We start from the raw sequence: 19729 nt of genomic DNA on the forward strand, positions 1-19729 counted from the left end.
GCCAGGGGGCTGGCCTCCTACGGAACATAACCACCGTAGGAGAGCCGGTCCGACGCTTCGGCCCCGTGCGCGATGGGGCCGCAGGCCCCCAGTCGGATGGCGTTAGTGGCGCTGCCGCCGCGTGGCGGTGCCCTGAGCCGCAGACCGTCTCCGCACATGGATGTGCGGAGTCGAGCTGTCATGGACGACGTTTTTTGCGTGTCTGCGGTCAGGGTACCCCACAGAGGTGGCTTTCCTCAGGTCTGAACAATCCAACCCCCAAGGCCAGAGCATCGCGCACGGGGTGCGCTCCTACAGGAGGCACCCCCCCCCTCAACCTCAGGTTGCGTCAGCGGTTTCTGGTTCACCGGCGCGCTTGAAGACCAGCAACGCCAAACCGGCAAACACGAACATGAGGATCGAATAGAACATCGGCGCGATCGTGGTTTCCGGAATACCCAGAATGGTCGCCGTTACCAGCAGTGCCGTGGTGCCGTTCTGCAGACCAATCTCGAACGACAGCGTGCGTCGGCCGGCCTCCGTCACGTTGGCGATGCGCGCCAGACCATAACCCCCGGCAAATGCCAGAGCCACCAGCAGCGTCGTGATCGGCGCCATGGACCAGAAATTGGCGACAAAAATGTCCCAGGTCTGAGCCACGATGCCCGCAATGATGATAAACAGCGTGGCCAGACTGAAGATCTGTACCGGCTTCATCAGCCTCTCTGCCACATTCGGCGCCCAGCGACGTACAGCCATACCCAGGGCGACCGGCACAAAGGTGATGGCCACCAGTTGCACAATGGTCTCGCCCAGCGGAATCTCGATCTGGCCCGGATCGATCACGTTCAGGAACCATGCCGCGAGCAGCGGAATTGAAAACGGTGTGATCAGGCTGATAATGGCCGTAAGGGTGATACTGGCCGCGACTTCGCCCTTGGCGAGAAAGGTAAACAGGTTGGATGTGGCACCGCCCGGAGCCAGCGCAATGATCAGGAACCCTGCCGCGACCAGCGGGCTGGCGAAGGGGTAGATCCAGATCAGCAGCAGCGCAAGCAGCGGCAGCAGAATCAACTGGCCGCCGAGACCGGTCAGGACAGTGCGCGGATACTTGATCACATTGGCGAAATCACGCAGTTGCAGGCTGAGGCCAATCCCGGCCATCACCACAAACAGAGACAGCGGCAAAACGACTGCCGAGAGTACAGAGCTTTCCATTGTAGAGCTTCCTTTTCAGTGGTTTCCCAGAGGTTTTCTTGTTTTCCGAAACGGAGGCTAACACACTCGTAAAACGCTGTCCGCCCATAGGCAGCGTCAGCACCAGCACGTACAATAGGGAGCCTCGCAACCGCCGCGCAAAGGGAAAGGCATGACCGATCTGACGACACCTGTACACATTGTCATTCTGGCCGCTGGTCAGGGCTCGCGCATGAAGTCCGAACTGCCCAAGGTCTGTCACCCGATCGCGGGTGAGGCCATGATTCGCCATGTGGTGCGCACCGGGGCCGAACTGGGTCAGCGCATCACGGTTGTGGTGGGCCATGGGGCAGACACGGTGAAGGCAGAACTGGCCGATCACGCCGGGAATGTGCAGTTTGTGCATCAGACGGAGCAACTGGGCACCGGCCATGCCGTAATGCAGGCGCTGCCGCATATTCAACCGGAAGAGCGGGTGCTGGTGTTGTATGGCGACGTGCCGCTGATCACGACGGCCACGCTGCAACCGCTGCTGGTACAGGAACAGGCGCAGGCTCTGACGCTGCTCACAGCCACCCTGTACGATCCGACCGGCTATGGCCGCATCCTGCGTGCAGGAGATGCCATTACCGGCATTGTCGAGCAGAAGGACGCGTCGGCGGATCAGCAGGCCATTCGCGAGGTCAATACCGGCTTTGTGGCGGTGCCGGGCGAGCGACTGCATGACTGGCTGCCGCGCCTCAGCAATGACAATGCCCAGGGGGAGTACTACCTCACCGATCTGGTGGCCCTGGCCGTGGCCGATGGGGTGCCCGTGACGGCCGTGCAGCCACTGGATGTCGGCGAGACGATGGGCGTCAACAACCGGGTGCAACTGGCGGCGCTGGAACGGCGCTGCCAGCAACAGCGGGCCGAGCAGTTGATGCTGGCCGGTGTCACGCTGGCTGACCCGCAGCGTACCGACCTGCGGCGCGAGGTCCAGGTCGGGCCGGACTGCTTTATCGACGTCAATGCCGTGCTGGACAACGTACGTATCGGTCCGGGGGTGCATATCGGCCCGCACTGTGTCTTGCGGGATGTTGAAGTGGGCGCCGGTACAGTCATCGAATCCCATTCGGTACTCGACAATGCTGTGGTGGGTGAACAGTGCCAGGTGGGCCCCTTCGCCCGTCTGCGCCCGCAGGCCAGGCTCGAGAAGGGCGCCAAGGTCGGCAACTTCGTGGAAGTGAAAAAGGCCACGCTGGAGGCCGGCGCCAAGGTCAGTCATCTGACCTATATCGGTGACGCCCGAGTCGGCGCCGGGGCCAATGTGGGTGCAGGTACGATTACCTGCAACTACGACGGCGCCAATAAGTACCACACCGACATAGGCGCGGGTGCGTTTATCGGCTCCAACAGCACACTGGTGGCCCCCGTCGAGATTGAGGATGGCGCCTTTATCGGTGCCGGGTCGGTGATTACCAAGTCTGCTCCGGCGGACCAGTTGACGCTGTCGCGCAGTCGCCAGACCACGATCCGCAACTGGCGACGACCGGAAAAAAAGAAACCCTGATGCCCCTGTGGCGCAAACCAAGAGAGCTTGCATGACTTCAGAAGTAACCGCGGCTGCCCTGAACATTGACGCCGTCCTGTTCGACTGTGATGGCGTATTGATCGATTCCGAAACCATCGCCACCCGCTCCATGCATCGGACACTGCAGCGTGCGGGCCTGGACTACACCGAGCAGCAGGTCGCCGAGACCTTTACCGGGCACAGTTGGCCGGAATGTCTGGCCATGGTCGAGGCGGAGCTGGGCGGCCCCTTGCCGGACTCTTTCATGGCGGACAATGAGCACTTCTTCAATCACACACTGCGCGAAGAATTGACCACCATGGAAGGCATCGAAACGGTATTGGCCAATCTGGCGCTGCCATTTGCCGTGGTGACCAATTCCCGCCGTGCCGAACTGGCGCTGAAGCTGGAAGTGTCCGGGCTGCAGGACTTTTTTCCGGTACCTCGGCGTTTTGATTCGGAAACCATGGGCGTTGCCAAGCCTGACCCGGCGATCTATCGGCAGGCGGCGGAGCGGCTGCAGGTGGATATCAGACGCTGCCTGGTGCTGGAAGACAGCCTCCCCGGCCTGACCGCAGCCAGCCAGGCGGGTGCGGTGGTCTGGGCCTACCAGCCGCTGGTGCCCGCGCCAGTCCTGAAAACCCTGGCGGTTCAGCAGACGCTGACCCACTGGCGGGACTTTCCAGCCCACCTCTGAGCGCATCCATTGGTCATGGTGGGCTTGCACAATAGTTTCGTTTCGATAGAATAGCTTTCGTTTCGTAATTAAAGTGTTTCTTTTTCATGGCCAAACGGCACACCCAACAACGGCGACGGGCCATCATCGAACTGCTGAATGCGCAGGGCGAAGTCAGTGTGGACGCGCTCGCGCACCGGTTTGACACCTCTGAAGTGACTATCCGCAAGGATCTGGCCGAACTCGAGCAGAGCGGCCTGTTGCTGCGTCGTTATGGCGGTGCCGTACCCATGCCGGGTGAATTCGTGGCCGAACCGGAAGCCCAGGCGACTGCAGAACTTACGAAACGAAAGAAATCACTGGCCCAAGCCGCGGCGGAGCTGATTCAGGACCATAACCGGCTCATCATCGACAGCGGCTCCACCACAGCGGCGTTGTTGCCCGAACTGTCGAGGCGCCAGGGGCTGGTGGTCATGACCAATGCCCTGGACGTCGCCAATGCCCTGCGGGAACTGGAGAACGAACCCACCCTGCTGATGACCGGGGGCACCTGGGATGCCCGGTCGGAGAGCTTTCAGGGGCAACTGGCCGAACAGGTGCTGCGCGCCTTCAATTTCGATCAGTTGTTTATCGGCGCGGACGGCCTGGATCTGCAACGCGGCACCACCACCTTCAATGAGCTCTATTCACTGAGTCGCGTGATGGCGGAGGTAGCCCGCGAAGTGGTGGTGATGGCCGAGTCCGACAAGCTGGGCCGGCGCATCCATAATCTGGAACTGCCCTGGTCCATCGTTACCACACTGGTCACGGACAGTGACTGTCCGGACAGTGCCGTGCAGGCACTGCAACAACAGAATGTACAGGTCATCCGAGCCGGCTGATCTGACCGACCATCAACAGGAGAGAGCATTATGTGCGGTATTGTAGGCGCTGTAGCGCAAAGGGATGTGGCGAAGATTCTGCAGGAAGGATTGCGGCGCCTGGAGTACCGCGGGTACGACAGTGCCGGCATGGCTGTTGTCAGTGCCCCCGGTCAGTGCGCCAGTCACCGGCGTGTCGGCAAGGTCAGTGAGCTGGGCAATGCGCTTGAAGAGACCGCGCTGCCCGGCGGCACCGGCATTGCCCACACGCGCTGGGCCACCCATGGCACCCCGACAGAAGACAATGCACACCCGCATTTCAGTGGGCGCATTGCCGTGGTGCACAACGGCATCATCGAGAACTACCAGGTGCTGCGCGACCAGTTGAAGGCCAAGGGTTATGCCTTTGCCTCGCAGACCGATACCGAGGTCATCGCTCATCTGGTCGCCGACCTGAGAGGCCAGCATGACAGCCTGCTGGAAACCGTTATGGCGGCACGCAAGCACCTGCATGGCGCCTATGGCACGGCCATCATGGATACCGAGGATCCGAGCGTTCTGGTAGTCGCACGGTCCGGCTCGCCACTGGTGATTGGGCACGGCATCGGCGAAAACTTCGTGGCCTCCGATCAACTGGCGCTGTTGCCGGTCACCCGCCAGTTCCAGTATCTGGAAGAGGGCGATGTGGCCGAGGTGACGCGCACCGGTGTGCGCATCATGGATGCCGACGACCAGCCGGTGGAGCGCTCGATACAGGAAAGCAACCTGCAGCATGATGCCGGCGACAAGGGCCCCTACCGCCACTTCATGCTGAAAGAGATTCATGAACAGCCCTATGCACTGCGGCAAACCCTGGAAGGCCGACTGCAGGGTGATACCGTGGTGGCCGAGGCCTTCGGCGCGCACAGTCTGGACATATTGTCGCAGGTGAAGGCCGTGCAGATCATTGCCTGTGGCACCTCCTATCATGCCGGCATGGTGGCGCGTTACTGGTTCGAAGAGGTGGTCGGTATTCCCTGTCAGGTCGAGATCGCCTCCGAGTTCCGCTATCGCAAATCCGTGGTGCTGCCCGACAGTTTGCTGGTGACCATATCCCAGTCCGGCGAGACGGCCGACACCCTGGCGGCCCTGCGCCTGGCCAAGGATCTGGGCTACATGTCTTCACTGACCATCTGCAACTCGCCCGGCTCGTCATTGGTACGGGAAAGCGATCTGGCCTATATGATGCGCGCCGGCGCCGAGATCGGCGTCGCCTCTACCAAGGCCTTTACCGTGCAACTGGTCGGCCTGCTACTGCTGGCGCTGAGCATCGGCAAGCAGCGCGGCCTGGACATCACTGACATAGCTCTGGCGTTGCGCGAACTGCCCGGCCAGGTCGAGCAGGCGCTGCTGCTGGCGCCCGACATCGAAAAGCTGGCGGAAGACTTTGCACACAAACAGCATGCGCTGTTTCTGGGGCGGGGCAGTCAGTACCCCATCGCCATGGAGGGGGCACTCAAGCTCAAGGAGATCTCCTATATCCATGCGGAAGCCTATGCCGCCGGGGAACTCAAGCATGGCCCGCTGGCGCTGATCGACGAAGACATGCCCACCATCGTGGTCGCCCCCAACAACGAGCTGCTGGAAAAACTGAAATCCAACATGGAAGAAGTGCGCACCCGCGGCGGGCAGCTCTATGTTTTTGCCGATGCCGATGCTGGTGTGGTCTCGGAACCCGGCATCAGCGTGATTCCGGTACCCCATGTGTGCAATCTGCTGGCGCCCATTGTCTACACCATTCCGTTGCAGTTGCTGTCCTACTATGTGGCCCTGATCAAGGGCACGGATGTGGACCAGCCGCGCAATCTGGCCAAGTCCGTTACTGTGGAGTGAAGGTGTACTTGAGTCCCGCTTTTGTTTTATAGCAAGCCAAGTTCGCGCGCCCTGGCGATCGCCTCGGTGCGGCGCTGCACATTGAGTTTTTCATAGATGGATTTGTTGTGGCCCTTGATGGTGCTCAGGGCTCGGTGCAGCCGTTCGCTGATTTCCTGATTCGACAACCCTTCGGAGACCAGGCGCAGCACTTCCAGTTCGCGCTTGCTGATGGGCTCGGCAAGCGCCGGCTGGTTGGTTTTCGATTCAGGCACCCTGGGCTGGCTGAACAGAGTCAACAGGGTTTGCACAAAAGCTGGGGCGACCTGGTCTGTGCCTGGCTGACTCTGAGCCGCTTTCAGCAGGGCTTCCATGGGTGCGCCTTCGTCCAGAAACACGCGCAAGGCTTTCTCGGGTTCGACCAGCTCTATGGCTGGCGCGAGATGGTTCAAGGCCGCTGGCGCATCCCCGGCAGCGTGACTCACCAGGGCCCGAGACAGATGTTGGAGCAGCCGGTCCACATGCGTGACAGGCGGCGCGGTATCGGAGGCCAGCAGGGCCTGGGCTTCTGCGATATCTCCCCTGGCCAGACAGACCACGACGCGATAATGCGTCTGCGGGTGCAGTTTGGCCCAGTGCTCTGCCTGGACCGGGTTGTTTTGTTGCAGCGCCAGCCGCGTGCGCAGGCTCGCCAGGTAGGGGCGCTGCAAATCATAGCCATTTTGCACAATAGTCCTTTCGAGCCGTTTCAGCCGTTCATCGACGGCCGGGACGTCACCTTGTGCCAGGGCTATCTGGGCCATGAACAATTCACAGTAGGCGGCGCGGTCGGTATGAAGGATCTTCTGTGCCATGGGCAGCGCCAGGTTGGCGTATTCCCGGGCTTTTTCCAATTCGTTCCAATGATAGTGCACTATGCCCAACGCCAGGAACGCATCGCAAAGGGGCGGAGGTGGGGTGTCGCCGGCCTGTTCAAGGGCCTCCTGGCAGATATGGGCGACCTGATGGAACTTGAGGTTGTCCAGCCAGATCATGGCCAGACCCAGGCGACACATGTTGCCGATAATGACGTGTCCGGTTTGATCACAGACGGCAAGGCTTTCCGAATAAGCCTGTTCTGCAAGGTCAGGCTCGCGGCGTAACGAATGCGCATAACCGGAGGCCCAGGTGACAGAGGCGCGTACCGCCAGGTTGTCGGGTTTCAGGTGCTTCAGGGCAATGTTGGCCTGGATCAGTATGGCGTCGTGATCGTGCCGGGTGACGGCAACAGAAGCTCTGATGGACGCGATACGGCCCAGTATCTCGGGGTCGACGCTGTCCGGGGGCAGTTGCTGCAGTGCGCGCTCGGCGTGGTCGGTCTTTTCCACCACCCCGTCAACACGCCCGAGGACCAGCAATGAAGACCCCCAATTCACCCACAAGTCTGGGTGGCGATTCATGACGTCCGGTGACAAGGTTTCGAGCCAGCCTATGATGGGGAACACGCCGCCACGAAACTGCAGTGGCATGATGCCGCCGCCAATGATCTGCAGTGCGAGTTCGTAGTCTTCAGCGGCCGCAGCATGTTCAAACGCTTCCACTTCCAGTCCTTGCTGCGAAAACCAGCGGCTGGCCGCAACATGACGTTGACGCACACTCTCGGGGGACTGCTGCTGCAGGCGTTTACGCAACAGGTCGGCAAACAGGTGATGGTATCTGAACCACTGTCGCTCGGCGTCCAGAGGAACAATGAACAGGTTGGCGCGCTCAATGAAGTCCAGGGTTTCCTGGCTGGACTTGCCCCGGTGAGCATCGTCACCCGAGTCCATAACCGCATCGCACAGGGGTGCGCAGAAACGCTTCAGGACCGCAGTGCAGAGCAGAAAATTCTGAATGGAAGCGGGTTGCTTCAGCAGCACGTCTTCCAGCAGATATTCAATAATGAACTGATGCCCATGCTCGATCTGGGCCAGCAGCTCGTCGAGATCGACCTGACCCTGCAGCGACAAGGCTGCGAGCTGCAACCCGGCAATCCAGCCTTCAGTGCTTTTTTCCAGCGCTGCTATTCCCTGGGTCGGTATGTTCAATCGCATCATCTGGTTCAGGAAAAGAGTAATTTCTTCGGTGTTGAAACGCAGGTCAGCCGTTCTGAATTCTGTCAGATCGCCTTTCGCTCTCAACCTGGCCAGTGCCAGCTTGGGCTCTTCTCGGGTCGTAATGACCAGGCGCACCGTGTCGGGCAGGTACTCAACCAGGGTTGTGAGCAGCGGATTCGTGGCTTCGGACTGGGCGCTGTGCAAGTCATCCAGCACCAGAGTGATGGGGCTTTCCAGACCGTGCAACGCGTTGATCAATTCGGTGGCCACAACATCGAGGGGCGGCGGCTGCGGCCCCTGCAGGGCCGACATCAAGCGCTCACCAAACCGGGGCCGCACCGTCTGTACGGCCGCAATCAGATACACCAGCAGCCGGTAGGGGTCTTTATCGTTATCATCCAGGGAGAGCCACGCCACCGCCTGACCCTGGTCGGCCAGCCAACTGCTGACCAGCGTGGTTTTGCCAAACCCTGCAGGGGCGGACATCAGGGTCAGCTTGCCTTCACGCCCGGCGCGAATGCGGTCCAGCAGGCGAGGGCGACGGATCACCATCGCCTTCGCCGGGGGAGCATACAGTTTGGTGGCAAGTATCGGTGTGGGCATTGCCTGATAGTACAACAAAGCAGCACCTGGCAGGGTAGTGAATTCTTGGCCCTAGAACCTGATGCCCAGCGCCAGCATGGGGCTGCCACTCTCGGCAATGCCCAGTTGCCAGTCCAGATTGTCCAGCATTGCCTGGTCCCGGTTGTCTTGCTGCAGCCGCTTAACGGCTCGTTCTGCCGGGCCGGGAATGGCGAATCGCGCTACGCTGGCAGCAAGCGATACCACGCCGTTCAGCGTGTCTGAATCGCTGTCGCCATCGGCGAGAAAGAAGTAGTAGGACGCCAGTCCGGCGTGCAGAACGCCTGAGGTGAGACGACTGCCGCGTTGGTCGCTGGCCAGTTGAAACAGGGCGTCACGCGAACGCTGTTCACGTTCTGCGGGGTCTTCTATGGTCTCCACCCGGCTCAGTGCCCGTTCGGTAGACGTTTCGTAGCTGCGTGCCAGCACGCCGCCGCCCAGCGCCACTGCACTGGTGACCGAGAGCAGGGATGCCGTCCGGTAGCTGCCGTCAATGTGGGCGCCAATGCCTCCAATAGCCGCCACGCCCGCGCCGACAAAAAGTACATTGCTGGCCAGTCTGCGTTCGTCTTCGGCGCGAACCGATAGCTCGGTCAAGGTACCAAACGCCGATAATTCAAACTCATTGGCTGTGCTCTCCTGAACCAGGATGATGCCAAAGGCCAGTGCGAAAAGCGGAACTCTGAAAAGGGGTGTCATAAGCCGACTCCAATAGGTTGTGGACCCGGCACAGGTTATGACAAGCGGACTTCCCGGCTTAGATACCAAAGTAGGGTTTTGCAGTAGGGTTTTTCTCCTCAAGGGCACCCATTACGATCGAATGAAGACGCCTTCTGCCTTGAGCCGTTCTGTCTGCTCTGCCCGCCCCGGATGATCGGCGATGCGGCCGTCCGAGCGGATGACCCGGTGCCAGGGGAGTCGGCTACCCTCGGGCAACTGGCTCAGGGCCCGCGCCACAGAGCGTGCGCTGGCACCGCTGATCTGCCGGGCCAGCGCACCATAGCTGGTGGTGGTTCCAGGTGGTATGGCGGCCACCAGGGTGTAGAGGTGTTCGCGCCAGTCTGGTTCGGCCATAATACGTGCAGTCTTTTGCCTTGAGTCGAATGTTGTCAGTGTATGTCCAATCACCGGTTTCATGAAGCCCAGCCGCTGACGGTCGGAGCAGATGTCGAGCTGTCTGCCGAGACGGTGCAGCATATCCGTGCCCTGCGCCTGCAGAGCGGGGCGTCTGTGGTGTTGTTCAACGGCGACGGTTGCGACTATGCGGGGACGCTGACACTGCAGGGCAAGAAGCATGCATTGGTAACCATTGAGTCGAACCGAGAGGTAGACAACGAAAGCCCGATCAGCGTAAGCCTGGGCATCGGCATGTCGCTGGGTGATCGCATGGAATATGCCATACAGAAGGCCACCGAACTGGGTGCCGTGGCCATCATGCCTCTGGCCACCGAACGCTCGGAACTGCGCCTCAAGGGCGAGCGGGCAGAAAAGAAGCAACAGCGTTGGCAGCAGATTGCGGTCAGCGCGGCCGAGCAGTGTGGCAGGGCCAGAGTGCCGCCGGTCCATGCCCCGCAGGCCCTGACGGACTGGTTGGCGCAGGTGCCGTTGACTGACCTGCGCCTGGTACTGCACCCGGAAGAAGGTTTGTCACTGCGTGACATGCCGGCGCCGCTGTCGGTCACTGCCTTGATCGGGCCGGAGGGCGGGCTGTCGGAGGAAGACCTCGGGTTGGCGATCAAGGCAGGCTTCACGCCGGCGGCTCTGGGCCCCAGGGTACTGCGCACGGAAACCGCACCCGTGGCGCTTTTGTCAGCCGTGCAGACACTCTGGGGTGACTACTGACGCAGCGCCTTGGCGAGTTGTTTTTCCAGCCAGGCCACATCCGGAATAACGGCGCGCCCCAGTTCCGTGTCGACGGTAAACAATGTACCCGGTGCCGGCTCTGACGCCGCATCGGCTATCTCTCCAGACACATGGCCGGCCACTGCAGCGTTCAGAGTATCCGGGGCAACGTGCAGCATGCGCGGGATGCCCTGCACCATGATGGCATAGAAAGGCGTCTGCAGCGTATCGTACAGTCGGTTGATGACCGCATAGCGGCGTTCATCCGAGTCTTCCTGCAGCATATGACCGGCCAGTGCTTCCCACCGAACCAATGGCACACCACTGCCACGCCACAGCACCTGGCCACCCAGCCACTCGGGCTGTTGCTCGACCGCGCCGTCATCGGTCGGGGTGTCAGTGGGTGCAAGCTCCGCCATGGTGACGTTGGGAATGAGCAGTTGCAGGCCACGTTGCAAGGGCAGCAAAAGTGCGGTTATTTCATCGGCGCGACGTTCGCCGCGGAAACTCAGCTTCTCGGTCATGGTCATCTCCGCTCACTTTGCGCAATGGCTGGCACCGAGGTCGCAGTCGCTTCCGGCGCCTCGGCCTGTTCACCCTTGAGTTGTTGTTGCAGCAGATGCAGGAGGCTTTGTGCCAGCGCCGCCGTGTCACCCTGGCCCGAGTGCAGCCCCGCTTCACGGATCGCTGCCGGCATGGCCGGCTGGATACAGGACTCCGGGCTCTGGATCCAGACCTGTCCGCCCGCTTCCTGCAGGGTGCTGGCGCCGATCAGGGCGTCGCCCCCCATTCCGCTGAAGACTATCGCATTCACCGGGCCTTCATAGCTCAGTGCCATGGTCTGCATCAGTTCGTCAAGGCAGGGGCTGAATGGCCCTCGCCAGCCATATTCATTGTGTTGCACCCGGCCACCCGGGGCAATTCGAATGCTGTTGGCGACCGGGGCTATGTGGACAACCCCCGGGGGCAGCATGCTGCCGGAGCGCAGTCGCTGCACGGGCAAGGCACAATGGCGGCCAAGGCTGCGCTCAAGCTGTTCTTCGAAATGCCCATCTATGTGCTGGGCATAGATAAAACGACAGGGCAAACCCTCTGGCAATCGATCCAGAAAGTCTTTCACCGCCGAAGGCCCGCCCAGCGACGCGGCCAGAATCCACAGGGGCCGCGGCTGGTCTTCCGGCCAGTTTTCAAGGGCCTTGGGCAGGTGCAGAGCGCTCGGCCCGGTGGCGGGCAGGCGCTGCAGATCTTCCGGAGTTTCGCGGGCCACGTCTTCCGCGGCCTGTTCGGTCTGCTCCGGTTGGTTGTCCAGAGCCCGGTGCACAGAGGTGAGCAGCCGCTTTTCCCACAGCCGGTAGGCCATGTCCTGACGGTCGCAGTCCGGCGCTTCATCGAACAGCACCCGGCAATCCCGTGCGTCATACAGGGCGTCCCGTACGCGCTCCGGGCAGTGCTCCAGGTCTGCATCGACCAGCCAGAGCCCTATGGTACTGCTGCTGACCAGCGCCGGGTTCAAGCGCTCCGGTGCTGTACTGACCACCACATCATAGCCGGCTTCCGTCAGCAGGTTGCGCAACCGTTGCTGTTGCAGCAGGTCGTCGGCCACGATGGCGACGGCCTGTGCCTTGCCGGAGTGATCACTGCTCATCAGGCTCAACCAACCGCCCAATGGCTTCCAGCAGGGGGCCTTCCTGGAACGGTTTGCCCATGTAATCATTGACCCCGATCTCGAAAGCCCGTTCCTTGTGCTTTTCGCCGGTCCGCGAGGTGATCATGATGATCGGAATCTGGCTGAGTCGCTCGGTATGGCGCACGCGGTTGGCAACCTCGAACCCATCCATCCGCGGCATTTCAATGTCGAGCAGAATGATGTCCGGCTCGAAATCCTGCAACTGGGTAATGGCATCCATACCGTCTTTGGCGGTGACGACCTTCATCCCCTGGCGCTCCAGCAGACGCCCGGTAACCTTGCGCACGGTCACCGAATCATCCACCACCATCACGGTCAGTGGCTGGTTTTCATCACGTTGCGCTCTGACTGGAGCCACCGGCTCCGGACTGTCCGGCAAGGCCAGCACTTCGTCTTCGGCGGGTTCGGGTGCTTCCTCCAGACTGTGGGTGGTGACCTCACTGCGCAGCAGGGCCGGCAGGTCAAGTATGACCACCACGCTACCATCACCCAGAATCGTGGCACCGGATACAGAGGGCACAGCGGCGAACTGCGGCCCCAGCGTTTTTACCACCACCTCGCGCGAGCCCATCAGGCGGTCGACATGCATGGCCAGAGGTTCCTGGCGATCAAGTGCCTTGACCAGAATTACGGGCTGCGGTTCGGTCAGTTCGTCGACATGAACAGCATGACCTGATCCCATGATGTCAGACAGTGAGCGCACCTTGTATTGGGTGGTGCCGTAGGCAAAGCGGGCATTCTCGTCGTCCAGGTACTGGGCCAGCTGCGCCGGTTGCACGCGCGCCACACCGTCGATGGTGTTCAGCGGTATGGCATAGATATCTTCACCAAAGCCGACCATAAGGGCTCGGTTGACCGATACCGTGAAGGGCAGGCGCACGGTGAATGTGGTTCCTGTACCCGGAGTGGTGGCAATATCCATGGTGCCGCCAAGGGCTTTCACTTCGTTGTGCACCACGTCCATGCCCACACCACGACCGGAAATCTGCGTGACCTGCTGTGCGGTCGAAAAGCCGCTGGTCAATATGAACTGCAGAATCTCGTGGTCACTGAGGTCGGCATCCCGTGTCATCAGACCCCGCTCGATCGCCTTGGCCCTGACGTTGTCGACATTGATGCCGCTGCCGTCATCACTGAGGCGCAGCACCACGTCTCCGCCTTCACGCTGCAGGTTCAGGCGTATGCTGCCTTCAGCCGCCTTGCCGGCCTTTTCGCGCTCGGCAACAGGCTCGATACCATGGTCCACGGCGTTGCGCAGCATGTGCTCCAGCGGTGACACCATGCGCTCAAGAACGCTCCGGTCCATCTCGCCTTCGGCATTTTCGATGTCGAAGCGGGCCTGCTTGTCCAGTTCGTTGCAGACCTGGCGCACTATGCGTCGCAGTCTGGGCACCAGACGGGCGAAGGGCACCATGCGCGTCTGCATCAGGCCTTCCTGCAGATCGGAGTGGATACGCGACTGCTGCAGCAATACCGTCTCGGCATCACGCGACTTGTTGCTCAGGGTGTTGCGCAGGTCCACCAGATCCGAGGAGGTTTCCATCAGCGAGCGCGACAGCTCCTGGATCTGCGTGTAGCGGTCCATCTCCAGAGGGTCAAAGTCTTCGTAGTTGGTTTCTTCGGCCCGCTCCTGCCGGAACAGCACCTGGGCTTCGGTCTCTATATCGAGCTGGCGGACCTTCTCCCGCAACCGGTCGATGGTGGTATCCAGATCATTCAGCGTAAAGCCGAGATCGTTGACCTGCTCTTCAAGGCGCGCCCGGGAAATACTGCTCTCACCGGCCAGGTTGACCAGGTTCTCGAGCAGATTGGCGCTGACCTTGACGGTCTCCTGCGGCTGCGTGCGCCTGGCCGGTGCCGCATTGCCGCCACCGCCTGCAGGCGGGCTGCTGTCGCCGGCGTCGCCTTTTTGTTCGTCCTGTGCTTCCGGACGCTGGAAGGGCACCACGTTGGATTCTGCGGCCTCTTCCGGCGCGCCGCCTGAAGAGGCAGAGCTGGGCGCACCACTGTCCATGACAGCCTGCAACTGCTCTACACCCGTGGCGAGCAGATCATACTGATTCAATACCTGGCTAAAGAATTGATCGTCCAGAGGCACACGGTTCTGCTGTGCCCGAATCACATAGGTTTCCAGCTCGTGACTCAGGGTACCCAGTGACGGTAGTCGGGCCAGTCGTGCGCCGCCTTTCAGCGTATGCAGAACCCGCTTCATTTCATCGGCTGCCAGCTCGTTGGACGGCCGGTCACGCCAGGCCGTTATGGATTCGTCCAGCTCATTGATCAGCTCGATGGCCTCATCCATGAAGACTTCAAGGATATCGGGGTCGAGGTTTTCCAGCTCTACAGGAGAGAAGAAATCGGCGCTGTCGGTTGCGGCGTCCAGAGCGGTTTTCTCGGGAGCCTCTGCTTCATTCTGCGGGCTGGCCTGTCTGGCCTTGGTCGGTGCCTCGCCGCGGCGCAGCGCCTGCAAACGCTGGATCTGTTCGGTAGCCTCGTGACAGCCCTGGCGTTCGTGCAGGTCCTGAACCATCTGTGCCAACTGGTCCTGGGAGCGCTGTACTTCCTGCAACAGGGCCTGTGACGCCGCCATCTGGCCGGTACCCAGGCCTTCATAGATGAACTCGAGTTCGTGTGCCAAGTCGGCGACAGCCGCTGCTTCGGCCATGCGGGCACCCCCTTTCAGGGTGTGCAGGTCGCGCTGCAGTGCAGTCACGGGCGAGCGGTCAGCGGGCTCTTTCTGCCAGGTATCCAGTTCTTCGCCGATGGAAGCCAGCAATTCGTCGGCTTCCTCGAGGAATATTTCGAGCACTTCCGGGTCACTGTCCTGCAGCGCGACCCACTCGCCCACTGCGGGCGGCGCAGCGGGCAATTCCGGTGCAGCGGCTTCGGGCTCGGCTTGAGGTTCGGTCTCGGGCTCGGCCCTGGGCTCGAGCTTGGCTTCAGGCTCAGTGGTGGCGGATTCGTTCGCACTGGCGGTGTTGTCTGCGGTGTCCCACGGCGGTGCTTCTTCACTTGCCGAGACCGACTCGGAAGCAGCCGCTTCGGTGGGCTCCGGCTCGTCAATCTCGCTGGCAATCGGTTCATTACCGGGTTCCTTGCCGGTAACTTCCGGCCAGGGGGGCTGGTCTTCTGCAGCTACCGGTTCAGCCTCGTGCTCGACAGGAACGGGCGCGTCAATGTGACCGCGTTGTGCTGTCAGATTGGATAGCGCATAGTCATTTTCGTCAACCGGCAGTTCCGAAGGGCCAGCCAGCGGTGCATTGGCCAGTTCAGCCAGCTCGGTCTCCAGTGCCGTCTGCTCTTGCACGCTCTGCCCGGCAGCAAGGCGATCCATCATGTCGATGATGGCTTCGTGGGCCCGATAAAGACCGTCAAATGCCGGATGATCGCTGCTTTCCGGTGGATGCTGCTCAAGAAACTCGTAGAGCAGAATCAACTGGTTCGCCAGTGAGCTGAGCGGCAGGAGTTCGATGGCTCTGGCGGCATCGGCCAGGGTAATCAGGTCTCGCCGCAGCAGGCGCAAACGGCTGTCTTCCAGGCCGCTTTTCTGCCATTCCTGCAAGGTGTCCTCGGCATTGAGAACCGTGTTCATGGCCTCATTGAGGAAGATGGACATCAGGTTGCTGGACGGCTCTGCCTGGCCCGTGCTCTTGATATCCGCCAGGCGTGCGTTGATGTCCTTGACCAGCGAGAAGAAGTTGTCGGTCGCTGGCTCCGGTGTTTCCTGCTGGTCCAGAGCCTTCAGTTGATCCTCGACCCGTCCGGCAACGTCCTCCAACAGCACCATCACGGTCTCATCGACCGGCTCGCGCAGTGTTTGCAGGTCACGAACCACGTGTTCAACCGGGCCTACCATTTCGGCCATCACGGTGATGCCGGCCATGTGGGCACTGCCCTTGATGGTATGCAGCGCGCGCTGCAGGCCGTCTTCTACGGGCGCCTCCAGTTCATGGCGGTGGCGCTCGAGGTAGCTTCTGACTTCTTCCAGATGAAGCCGGATTTCCTGCTGAAAAATGCTGTACAGACGCTCGTCACCAGCGTCCTCTTCTTCCGCCAGGTCGTCATCGATGGCGGAGACTTCTGCCATTTCCGGGACTTCTTCAACTTCGGGCTCGGCAGACTTCGTCGGCGCGTCGTTTTCTGCCATCGGCAGAGAGTCTTCTTCCGGCGGCAGTTCACCACGGCTCAAGGCTTCCGCACGTGCCGCCAGTGCATCCACACGAGCGGTATCGGAGGCGCGGCCTTGGGCAAAGTCGTCAATCAGGTCGGGCAGGCGTTCGATCACGTCATCCAGCAGCTGCAGCAGGGCGTCACTGCGTGCAATCGACCCGTCGATCAGCCGGTTGAGCATATTTTCGACTGCCCAGGCCAGCTCGCCCACCACCGAGGCATTGACCATCCGGCCGCTGCCTTTGAGCGTGTGGAAGCTGCGCCGGAACTCGGTGAGTGCTTCACTGTTTTCCGGGTCCGCCTTGTAACGCGGATACCAGTCACGGATGTCTTCCAGGACTTCGCCGGCTTCCTCGAGGAAAATGGCCCGGATGTCGTCATCAATCAGGTCATCATCTTCGTCGTCTTCCACTTCGGCGACCGGCGCTGCAGGCAGCTCCTCCGCGGGTTCCGGGTCCGCTTCCGTGGCGGCCTCCAACTCCAACTCCAGCTCGGTTTCGTCTGTTTCTGCTGTGTCGCTCCCTTCAGCATCGCTCCAGGCGGCGTCAATGGTGGTTTCGTCGAGTTCACTGACGTGTTCGAAGTAGTCGTCGAGCGAGGATTTGACGGCTGTTTCGGATTCGGGCATTTCGTCGGTGTCGACTTCGGCTACCGGGTAGCCCAGATCGCGCAGACTGGCGCGCGCCCGTTTAAGAATGCTGCCGTCAGGGGCCTTGTCCTGGTCACGTGGCAGCCGTTCAAGAAAATAATCGACCCCCATCAGGGCGTCTGCCAGTTTGTCCATTTGCGTCCAGTCCGGATGCCGTTCGCCACCGTCGATCAGTTCACGCTGCATGTAATGGCGCACTGACGTAATCACGGCGGCCGGCTCGGGGAGCGGTATCATGGCCAGGTTGGCTTCAATCTGGCGCAGCCATTCGGGTGTCTCCGTCAGTCGTGCTCTATCCCATTGCGAACCGATATAGCTGACGACGGCTTCCTTGCAAGACTCGATGGCATTGCGCACTTCGGAAATCAGCGCGCGACGGGCGGCATTGACCTCGTTGGAACCACTGGCCTGAGGTTCTCGGTAGCCCTGGTCCAGTCCGGTTAGCGTAGATTCCACATAGAGCAATCCACCGGCCACATCCATGACCGACTGGGGCTCTACCGTTGGTTCCCGGCTGAGCGTTTCGAGACTGCTGATCTGTTCATCCAGCACCCGCTTGGCCTGACCGAGCTGCAGCATGGACATGGTGTCGCTGATCTGACGCAGCGGTTGCAGCAGTTCGGACAGGCGCTGCGGGTTGGCGCTGCGATCGCGCACAAAGATGTCGAGTTGGTCTTTGACCTCGGTGAGCTCTTCCACCAGCACCGCAGACACATTGGCAACGGTGCTGCGATCCGGGCCACGCAGAGCCTCACGGCCGCTGACCACTCGGGCATCTTCTTCCGAGGGCAGAGCCTGCAGACTGAAGCGGCTTTGCAGATCTGCCAAGGCTCGGGTCTGGGCGTCGGCGCGGGCAATGTAATAGAGCAACTGCTGCAACAGGCGGACATCTACGGTGGGCGAGCGACCTTCGTTGGTGGCCTGTATCAGGTGACCAAGCTGCCGTTCAAGTCGCGACAGGGCGGGGCGAAGATCGATATCGTCGGGTAACAGACCTTTCTGATGGGCTTCCAGCAGCGCCGCGGCAATATGCCAGAGAAAGCCGATGCCGGTATCGCCCAGTTGCTCTGCCAGTCGCTTGGCAGCCTTGTGCATGTATTGCTGGTTCTGCTCTATGTCCTTACCGTGCAGCAGCCCCAGCAGAGAGAACTGGAAAAGCTGACGCAGCTTGCGCAGGTGCTCGCGAGCGTCCGGGGTGAGACTGTTCGGATCGACGGGCACTGCCAGAGTACTTTCTTCGCTGGTCAGGTCCGGAGAAAACAGTTGAGACTCGTCTACCGGGCCCAGTTCTCTTGCTGCCCGTATGTCATTGATCAAGGGCGCCATGATGGCCGGGTGGTCGGCACTGCCCTGCTGCAACCGCTCAAGATAGGCCGGGAGCTGCAATATGCCTTGCAACAGCAGCGACAGATTTTCTCCATCAGCGCGTTTCGGATTGTTGACCAGAAACTGCGCCAGATGCTCGAGTTCACGAGCCAGCAGCGCGGCACCGTAGACTTCGACCATTTCCAGCGTGCCGCGAACCTGATGCAGGTAGGTCAGGCTGAATTGCAGTCGAGTGAGGTCGCTGTTGTCCTCTTCATAGGCAGCAATCGCATGCTGGGCCTGCGCGAGCGTCTCTGTCAGTTCAGACGTCACCCAGTCCAGAGCTGCAAAATCCTGGCGTTTGCCCATGATTACTCCCTATGCTCCGTTCTGTATTTGCGCAGCCAGGCCAGATTGTTTCGGCTGCTTATCGGCACCAGGTCGGGATGATCGTAGCCGGCGAGTTCGCCGGGCCCCAACACCAGCATGCCACCCGGTTTCAGGCGGCTTACCAGCTCGTTGACCAGATCCCTTCTCCGCCAGCGGCGAAAATAGATCAGCAGGTTCTGGCAAAAAATGACGTCCATGCCGGTCATCGGTGCGTCTTCCAGGTCCAGCACGTTGAGGCGCGTGAAGCAAAGATGTTCGGCCAACTCCCGGCGCACCGTGGCCTCTTCGCCGCGCCAGTCGAAATAGCGCTGCTGCAGGCTGACCGGCACCGGCTCCAGCTTGCGACGATGGTAGCGACCCAGACGTGCCTTGTGGATGGCGGGCGCACTGATGTCTGACCCGGTGATTGCGTAGGGGCGCGGCGTCTTTGCCTTGCGGTTCATCTCCGCCGCCACCATGGCGAGGCTGTAGGCCTCTTCGCCGGTGGCACAACCCACAGACCAGAGCTGAACAGGGCCGGTATTGCGCTGCCAGCGGGCATGCAGATGTTCGCCCACCAGCTCCATCGCCATCGGGTCACGGAAGAAGCGGGTCTCCTGTACGGTCAGGTAGTCGATCAGTGCCTGCCATTCCGACGCTGCCGGCATACCACCGGCAGTCACGTGTTCGTAGTAGGCCTGATAATCCTCATAGCCCGCCTCTGCCATGCGCTGGCCCAAGCGGGTTTGAAGCAGTGATCGCTGGGCCCGGGTAAAGCGCATACCCGTCCTTGCTTCGAGCAGTTTCTGCCACTGATCGAACTGATCATCATCGAACGCGTTGCTGAAAGACCAGCCGGTATGTGGTTCGATTGCAGCTACCCCCATCATAGGCGC

Annotated in this window: 13 protein-coding genes; 5 read left to right on the top strand and 8 right to left on the bottom strand. The window is 61.1% G+C overall.

Translation table 11 applies throughout. The features are described 5' to 3' along the window. Nucleotides 1-318 precede the first annotated feature (318 nt). Nucleotides 319-1197: a bile acid:sodium symporter family protein gene (locus LAT62_RS07135; RefSeq protein WP_293381145.1), complete on the bottom strand. Its 879-nt coding sequence runs from the start codon at nucleotides 1195-1197 to the stop codon at nucleotides 319-321. Between the two features lie 151 nt (nucleotides 1198-1348). Here LAT62_RS07135 and glmU point away from each other — a divergent pair, with 151 nt between their 5' ends. The 4 genes from glmU (at nucleotide 1349) to glmS (ending at nucleotide 6136) form a co-directional block, all read left to right on the top strand. Continuing rightward, on the top strand, nucleotides 1349-2728 hold the full coding sequence (gene glmU / locus LAT62_RS07140) for a bifunctional UDP-N-acetylglucosamine diphosphorylase/glucosamine-1-phosphate N-acetyltransferase GlmU (RefSeq protein ID WP_293381148.1): 1380 nt from the start codon (nucleotides 1349-1351) through the stop codon (nucleotides 2726-2728). A gap of 31 nt (nucleotides 2729-2759) precedes the next feature. Next, nucleotides 2760-3425 carry an HAD family phosphatase gene (locus tag LAT62_RS07145; RefSeq protein ID WP_293381151.1) on the top strand — a complete coding sequence of 222 codons (666 nt, stop codon included), beginning with the start codon at nucleotides 2760-2762 and terminating at the stop codon, nucleotides 3423-3425. Nucleotides 3426-3511: 86 nt separating this feature from the next. Continuing rightward, a complete protein-coding gene (locus tag LAT62_RS07150) occupies nucleotides 3512-4285 on the top strand; it encodes a DeoR/GlpR family DNA-binding transcription regulator (protein WP_293381154.1) in 774 nt (257 codons plus the stop codon). A gap of 30 nt (nucleotides 4286-4315) precedes the next feature. Further along, nucleotides 4316-6136, top strand: coding sequence for a glutamine--fructose-6-phosphate transaminase (isomerizing) (gene glmS / locus LAT62_RS07155; protein WP_293381157.1), 1821 nt, complete (start codon nucleotides 4316-4318; stop codon nucleotides 6134-6136). A 26-nt stretch (nucleotides 6137-6162) separates the two neighbouring features. Here glmS and LAT62_RS07160 read toward each other — a convergent pair whose 3' ends face one another. The 3 genes from LAT62_RS07160 to LAT62_RS07170 form a co-directional block, all read right to left on the bottom strand. Then, nucleotides 6163-8808 carry a LuxR C-terminal-related transcriptional regulator gene (locus tag LAT62_RS07160; RefSeq protein ID WP_293381160.1) on the bottom strand — a complete coding sequence of 882 codons (2646 nt, stop codon included), beginning with the start codon at nucleotides 8806-8808 and terminating at the stop codon, nucleotides 6163-6165. A gap of 36 nt (nucleotides 8809-8844) precedes the next feature. Beyond that, nucleotides 8845-9510, bottom strand: a complete 666-nt coding sequence (locus LAT62_RS07165; RefSeq protein ID WP_293381163.1) for a hypothetical protein — start codon at nucleotides 9508-9510, stop codon at nucleotides 8845-8847. Nucleotides 9511-9621: 111 nt separating this feature from the next. After that, entirely contained in the window at nucleotides 9622-9885 is a 264-nt protein-coding gene (locus tag LAT62_RS07170; protein ID WP_293381166.1) for an MGMT family protein, read from the bottom strand. Nucleotides 9886-9927: 42 nt separating this feature from the next. Between LAT62_RS07170 and LAT62_RS07175 the strand changes: the two genes are divergently transcribed. After that, entirely contained in the window at nucleotides 9928-10653 is a 726-nt protein-coding gene (locus LAT62_RS07175) for a 16S rRNA (uracil(1498)-N(3))-methyltransferase (RefSeq protein ID WP_293381169.1), read from the top strand. On the opposite strand, the gene LAT62_RS07180 is transcribed toward LAT62_RS07175, so the two are convergent. Genes LAT62_RS07180 through LAT62_RS07195 form a run of 4 tightly spaced genes read right to left on the bottom strand, consistent with a single transcriptional unit; the run spans nucleotide 10647 to nucleotide 19723 of the window. Next, nucleotides 10647-11177 (bottom strand): hypothetical protein, encoded by a 531-nt coding sequence (locus tag LAT62_RS07180; RefSeq protein ID WP_293381172.1) that lies wholly within the window; start codon nucleotides 11175-11177, stop codon nucleotides 10647-10649. The genes LAT62_RS07175 and LAT62_RS07180 overlap by 7 nt on opposite strands. Nucleotides 11178-11179: 2 nt before the next feature. Further along, nucleotides 11180-12298 carry a chemotaxis protein CheB gene (locus LAT62_RS07185; protein ID WP_293381175.1) on the bottom strand — a complete coding sequence of 373 codons (1119 nt, stop codon included), beginning with the start codon at nucleotides 12296-12298 and terminating at the stop codon, nucleotides 11180-11182. Beyond that, nucleotides 12288-18833, bottom strand: coding sequence for an Hpt domain-containing protein (locus tag LAT62_RS07190; RefSeq protein WP_293381178.1), 6546 nt, complete (start codon nucleotides 18831-18833; stop codon nucleotides 12288-12290). The genes LAT62_RS07185 and LAT62_RS07190 overlap by 11 nt, the downstream gene beginning before the upstream one ends. Before the next feature lie 2 nt (nucleotides 18834-18835). Then, complete coding sequence (locus LAT62_RS07195; protein WP_293381181.1) at nucleotides 18836-19723, bottom strand: CheR family methyltransferase; 888 nt, start codon at nucleotides 19721-19723, stop codon at nucleotides 18836-18838. Between the last annotated feature and the right edge of the window lie 6 nt (nucleotides 19724-19729).

Origin of the sequence: Natronospirillum sp. (assembly GCF_022565775.1) — a bacterium.
Taxonomy (GTDB): domain Bacteria; phylum Pseudomonadota; class Gammaproteobacteria; order Pseudomonadales; family Natronospirillaceae; genus Natronospirillum.

Excerpts from the sequence above, each read along its gene's own strand:
- LAT62_RS07135 (WP_293381145.1), bottom strand. The coding sequence starts at position 1,197 with ATGGAAAGCTCTGTACTCTCGGCAGTCGTTTTGCCGCTGTCTCTGTTT.
- glmU (WP_293381148.1), top strand. The coding sequence starts at position 1,349 with ATGACCGATCTGACGACACCTGTACACATTGTCATTCTGGCCGCTGGT.
- LAT62_RS07145 (WP_293381151.1), top strand. The coding sequence starts at position 2,760 with ATGACTTCAGAAGTAACCGCGGCTGCCCTGAACATTGACGCCGTCCTG.
- LAT62_RS07150 (WP_293381154.1), top strand. The coding sequence starts at position 3,512 with ATGGCCAAACGGCACACCCAACAACGGCGACGGGCCATCATCGAACTG.
- glmS (WP_293381157.1), top strand. The coding sequence starts at position 4,316 with ATGTGCGGTATTGTAGGCGCTGTAGCGCAAAGGGATGTGGCGAAGATT.
- LAT62_RS07165 (WP_293381163.1), bottom strand. The coding sequence starts at position 9,510 with ATGACACCCCTTTTCAGAGTTCCGCTTTTCGCACTGGCCTTTGGCATC.
- LAT62_RS07170 (WP_293381166.1), bottom strand. The coding sequence starts at position 9,885 with ATGGCCGAACCAGACTGGCGCGAACACCTCTACACCCTGGTGGCCGCC.
- LAT62_RS07175 (WP_293381169.1), top strand. The coding sequence starts at position 9,928 with ATGTCCAATCACCGGTTTCATGAAGCCCAGCCGCTGACGGTCGGAGCA.
- LAT62_RS07180 (WP_293381172.1), bottom strand. The coding sequence starts at position 11,177 with ATGACCGAGAAGCTGAGTTTCCGCGGCGAACGTCGCGCCGATGAAATA.
- LAT62_RS07185 (WP_293381175.1), bottom strand. The coding sequence starts at position 12,298 with ATGAGCAGTGATCACTCCGGCAAGGCACAGGCCGTCGCCATCGTGGCC.
- LAT62_RS07190 (WP_293381178.1), bottom strand. The coding sequence starts at position 18,833 with ATGGGCAAACGCCAGGATTTTGCAGCTCTGGACTGGGTGACGTCTGAA.
- LAT62_RS07195 (WP_293381181.1), bottom strand. The coding sequence starts at position 19,723 with ATGATGGGGGTAGCTGCAATCGAACCACATACCGGCTGGTCTTTCAGC.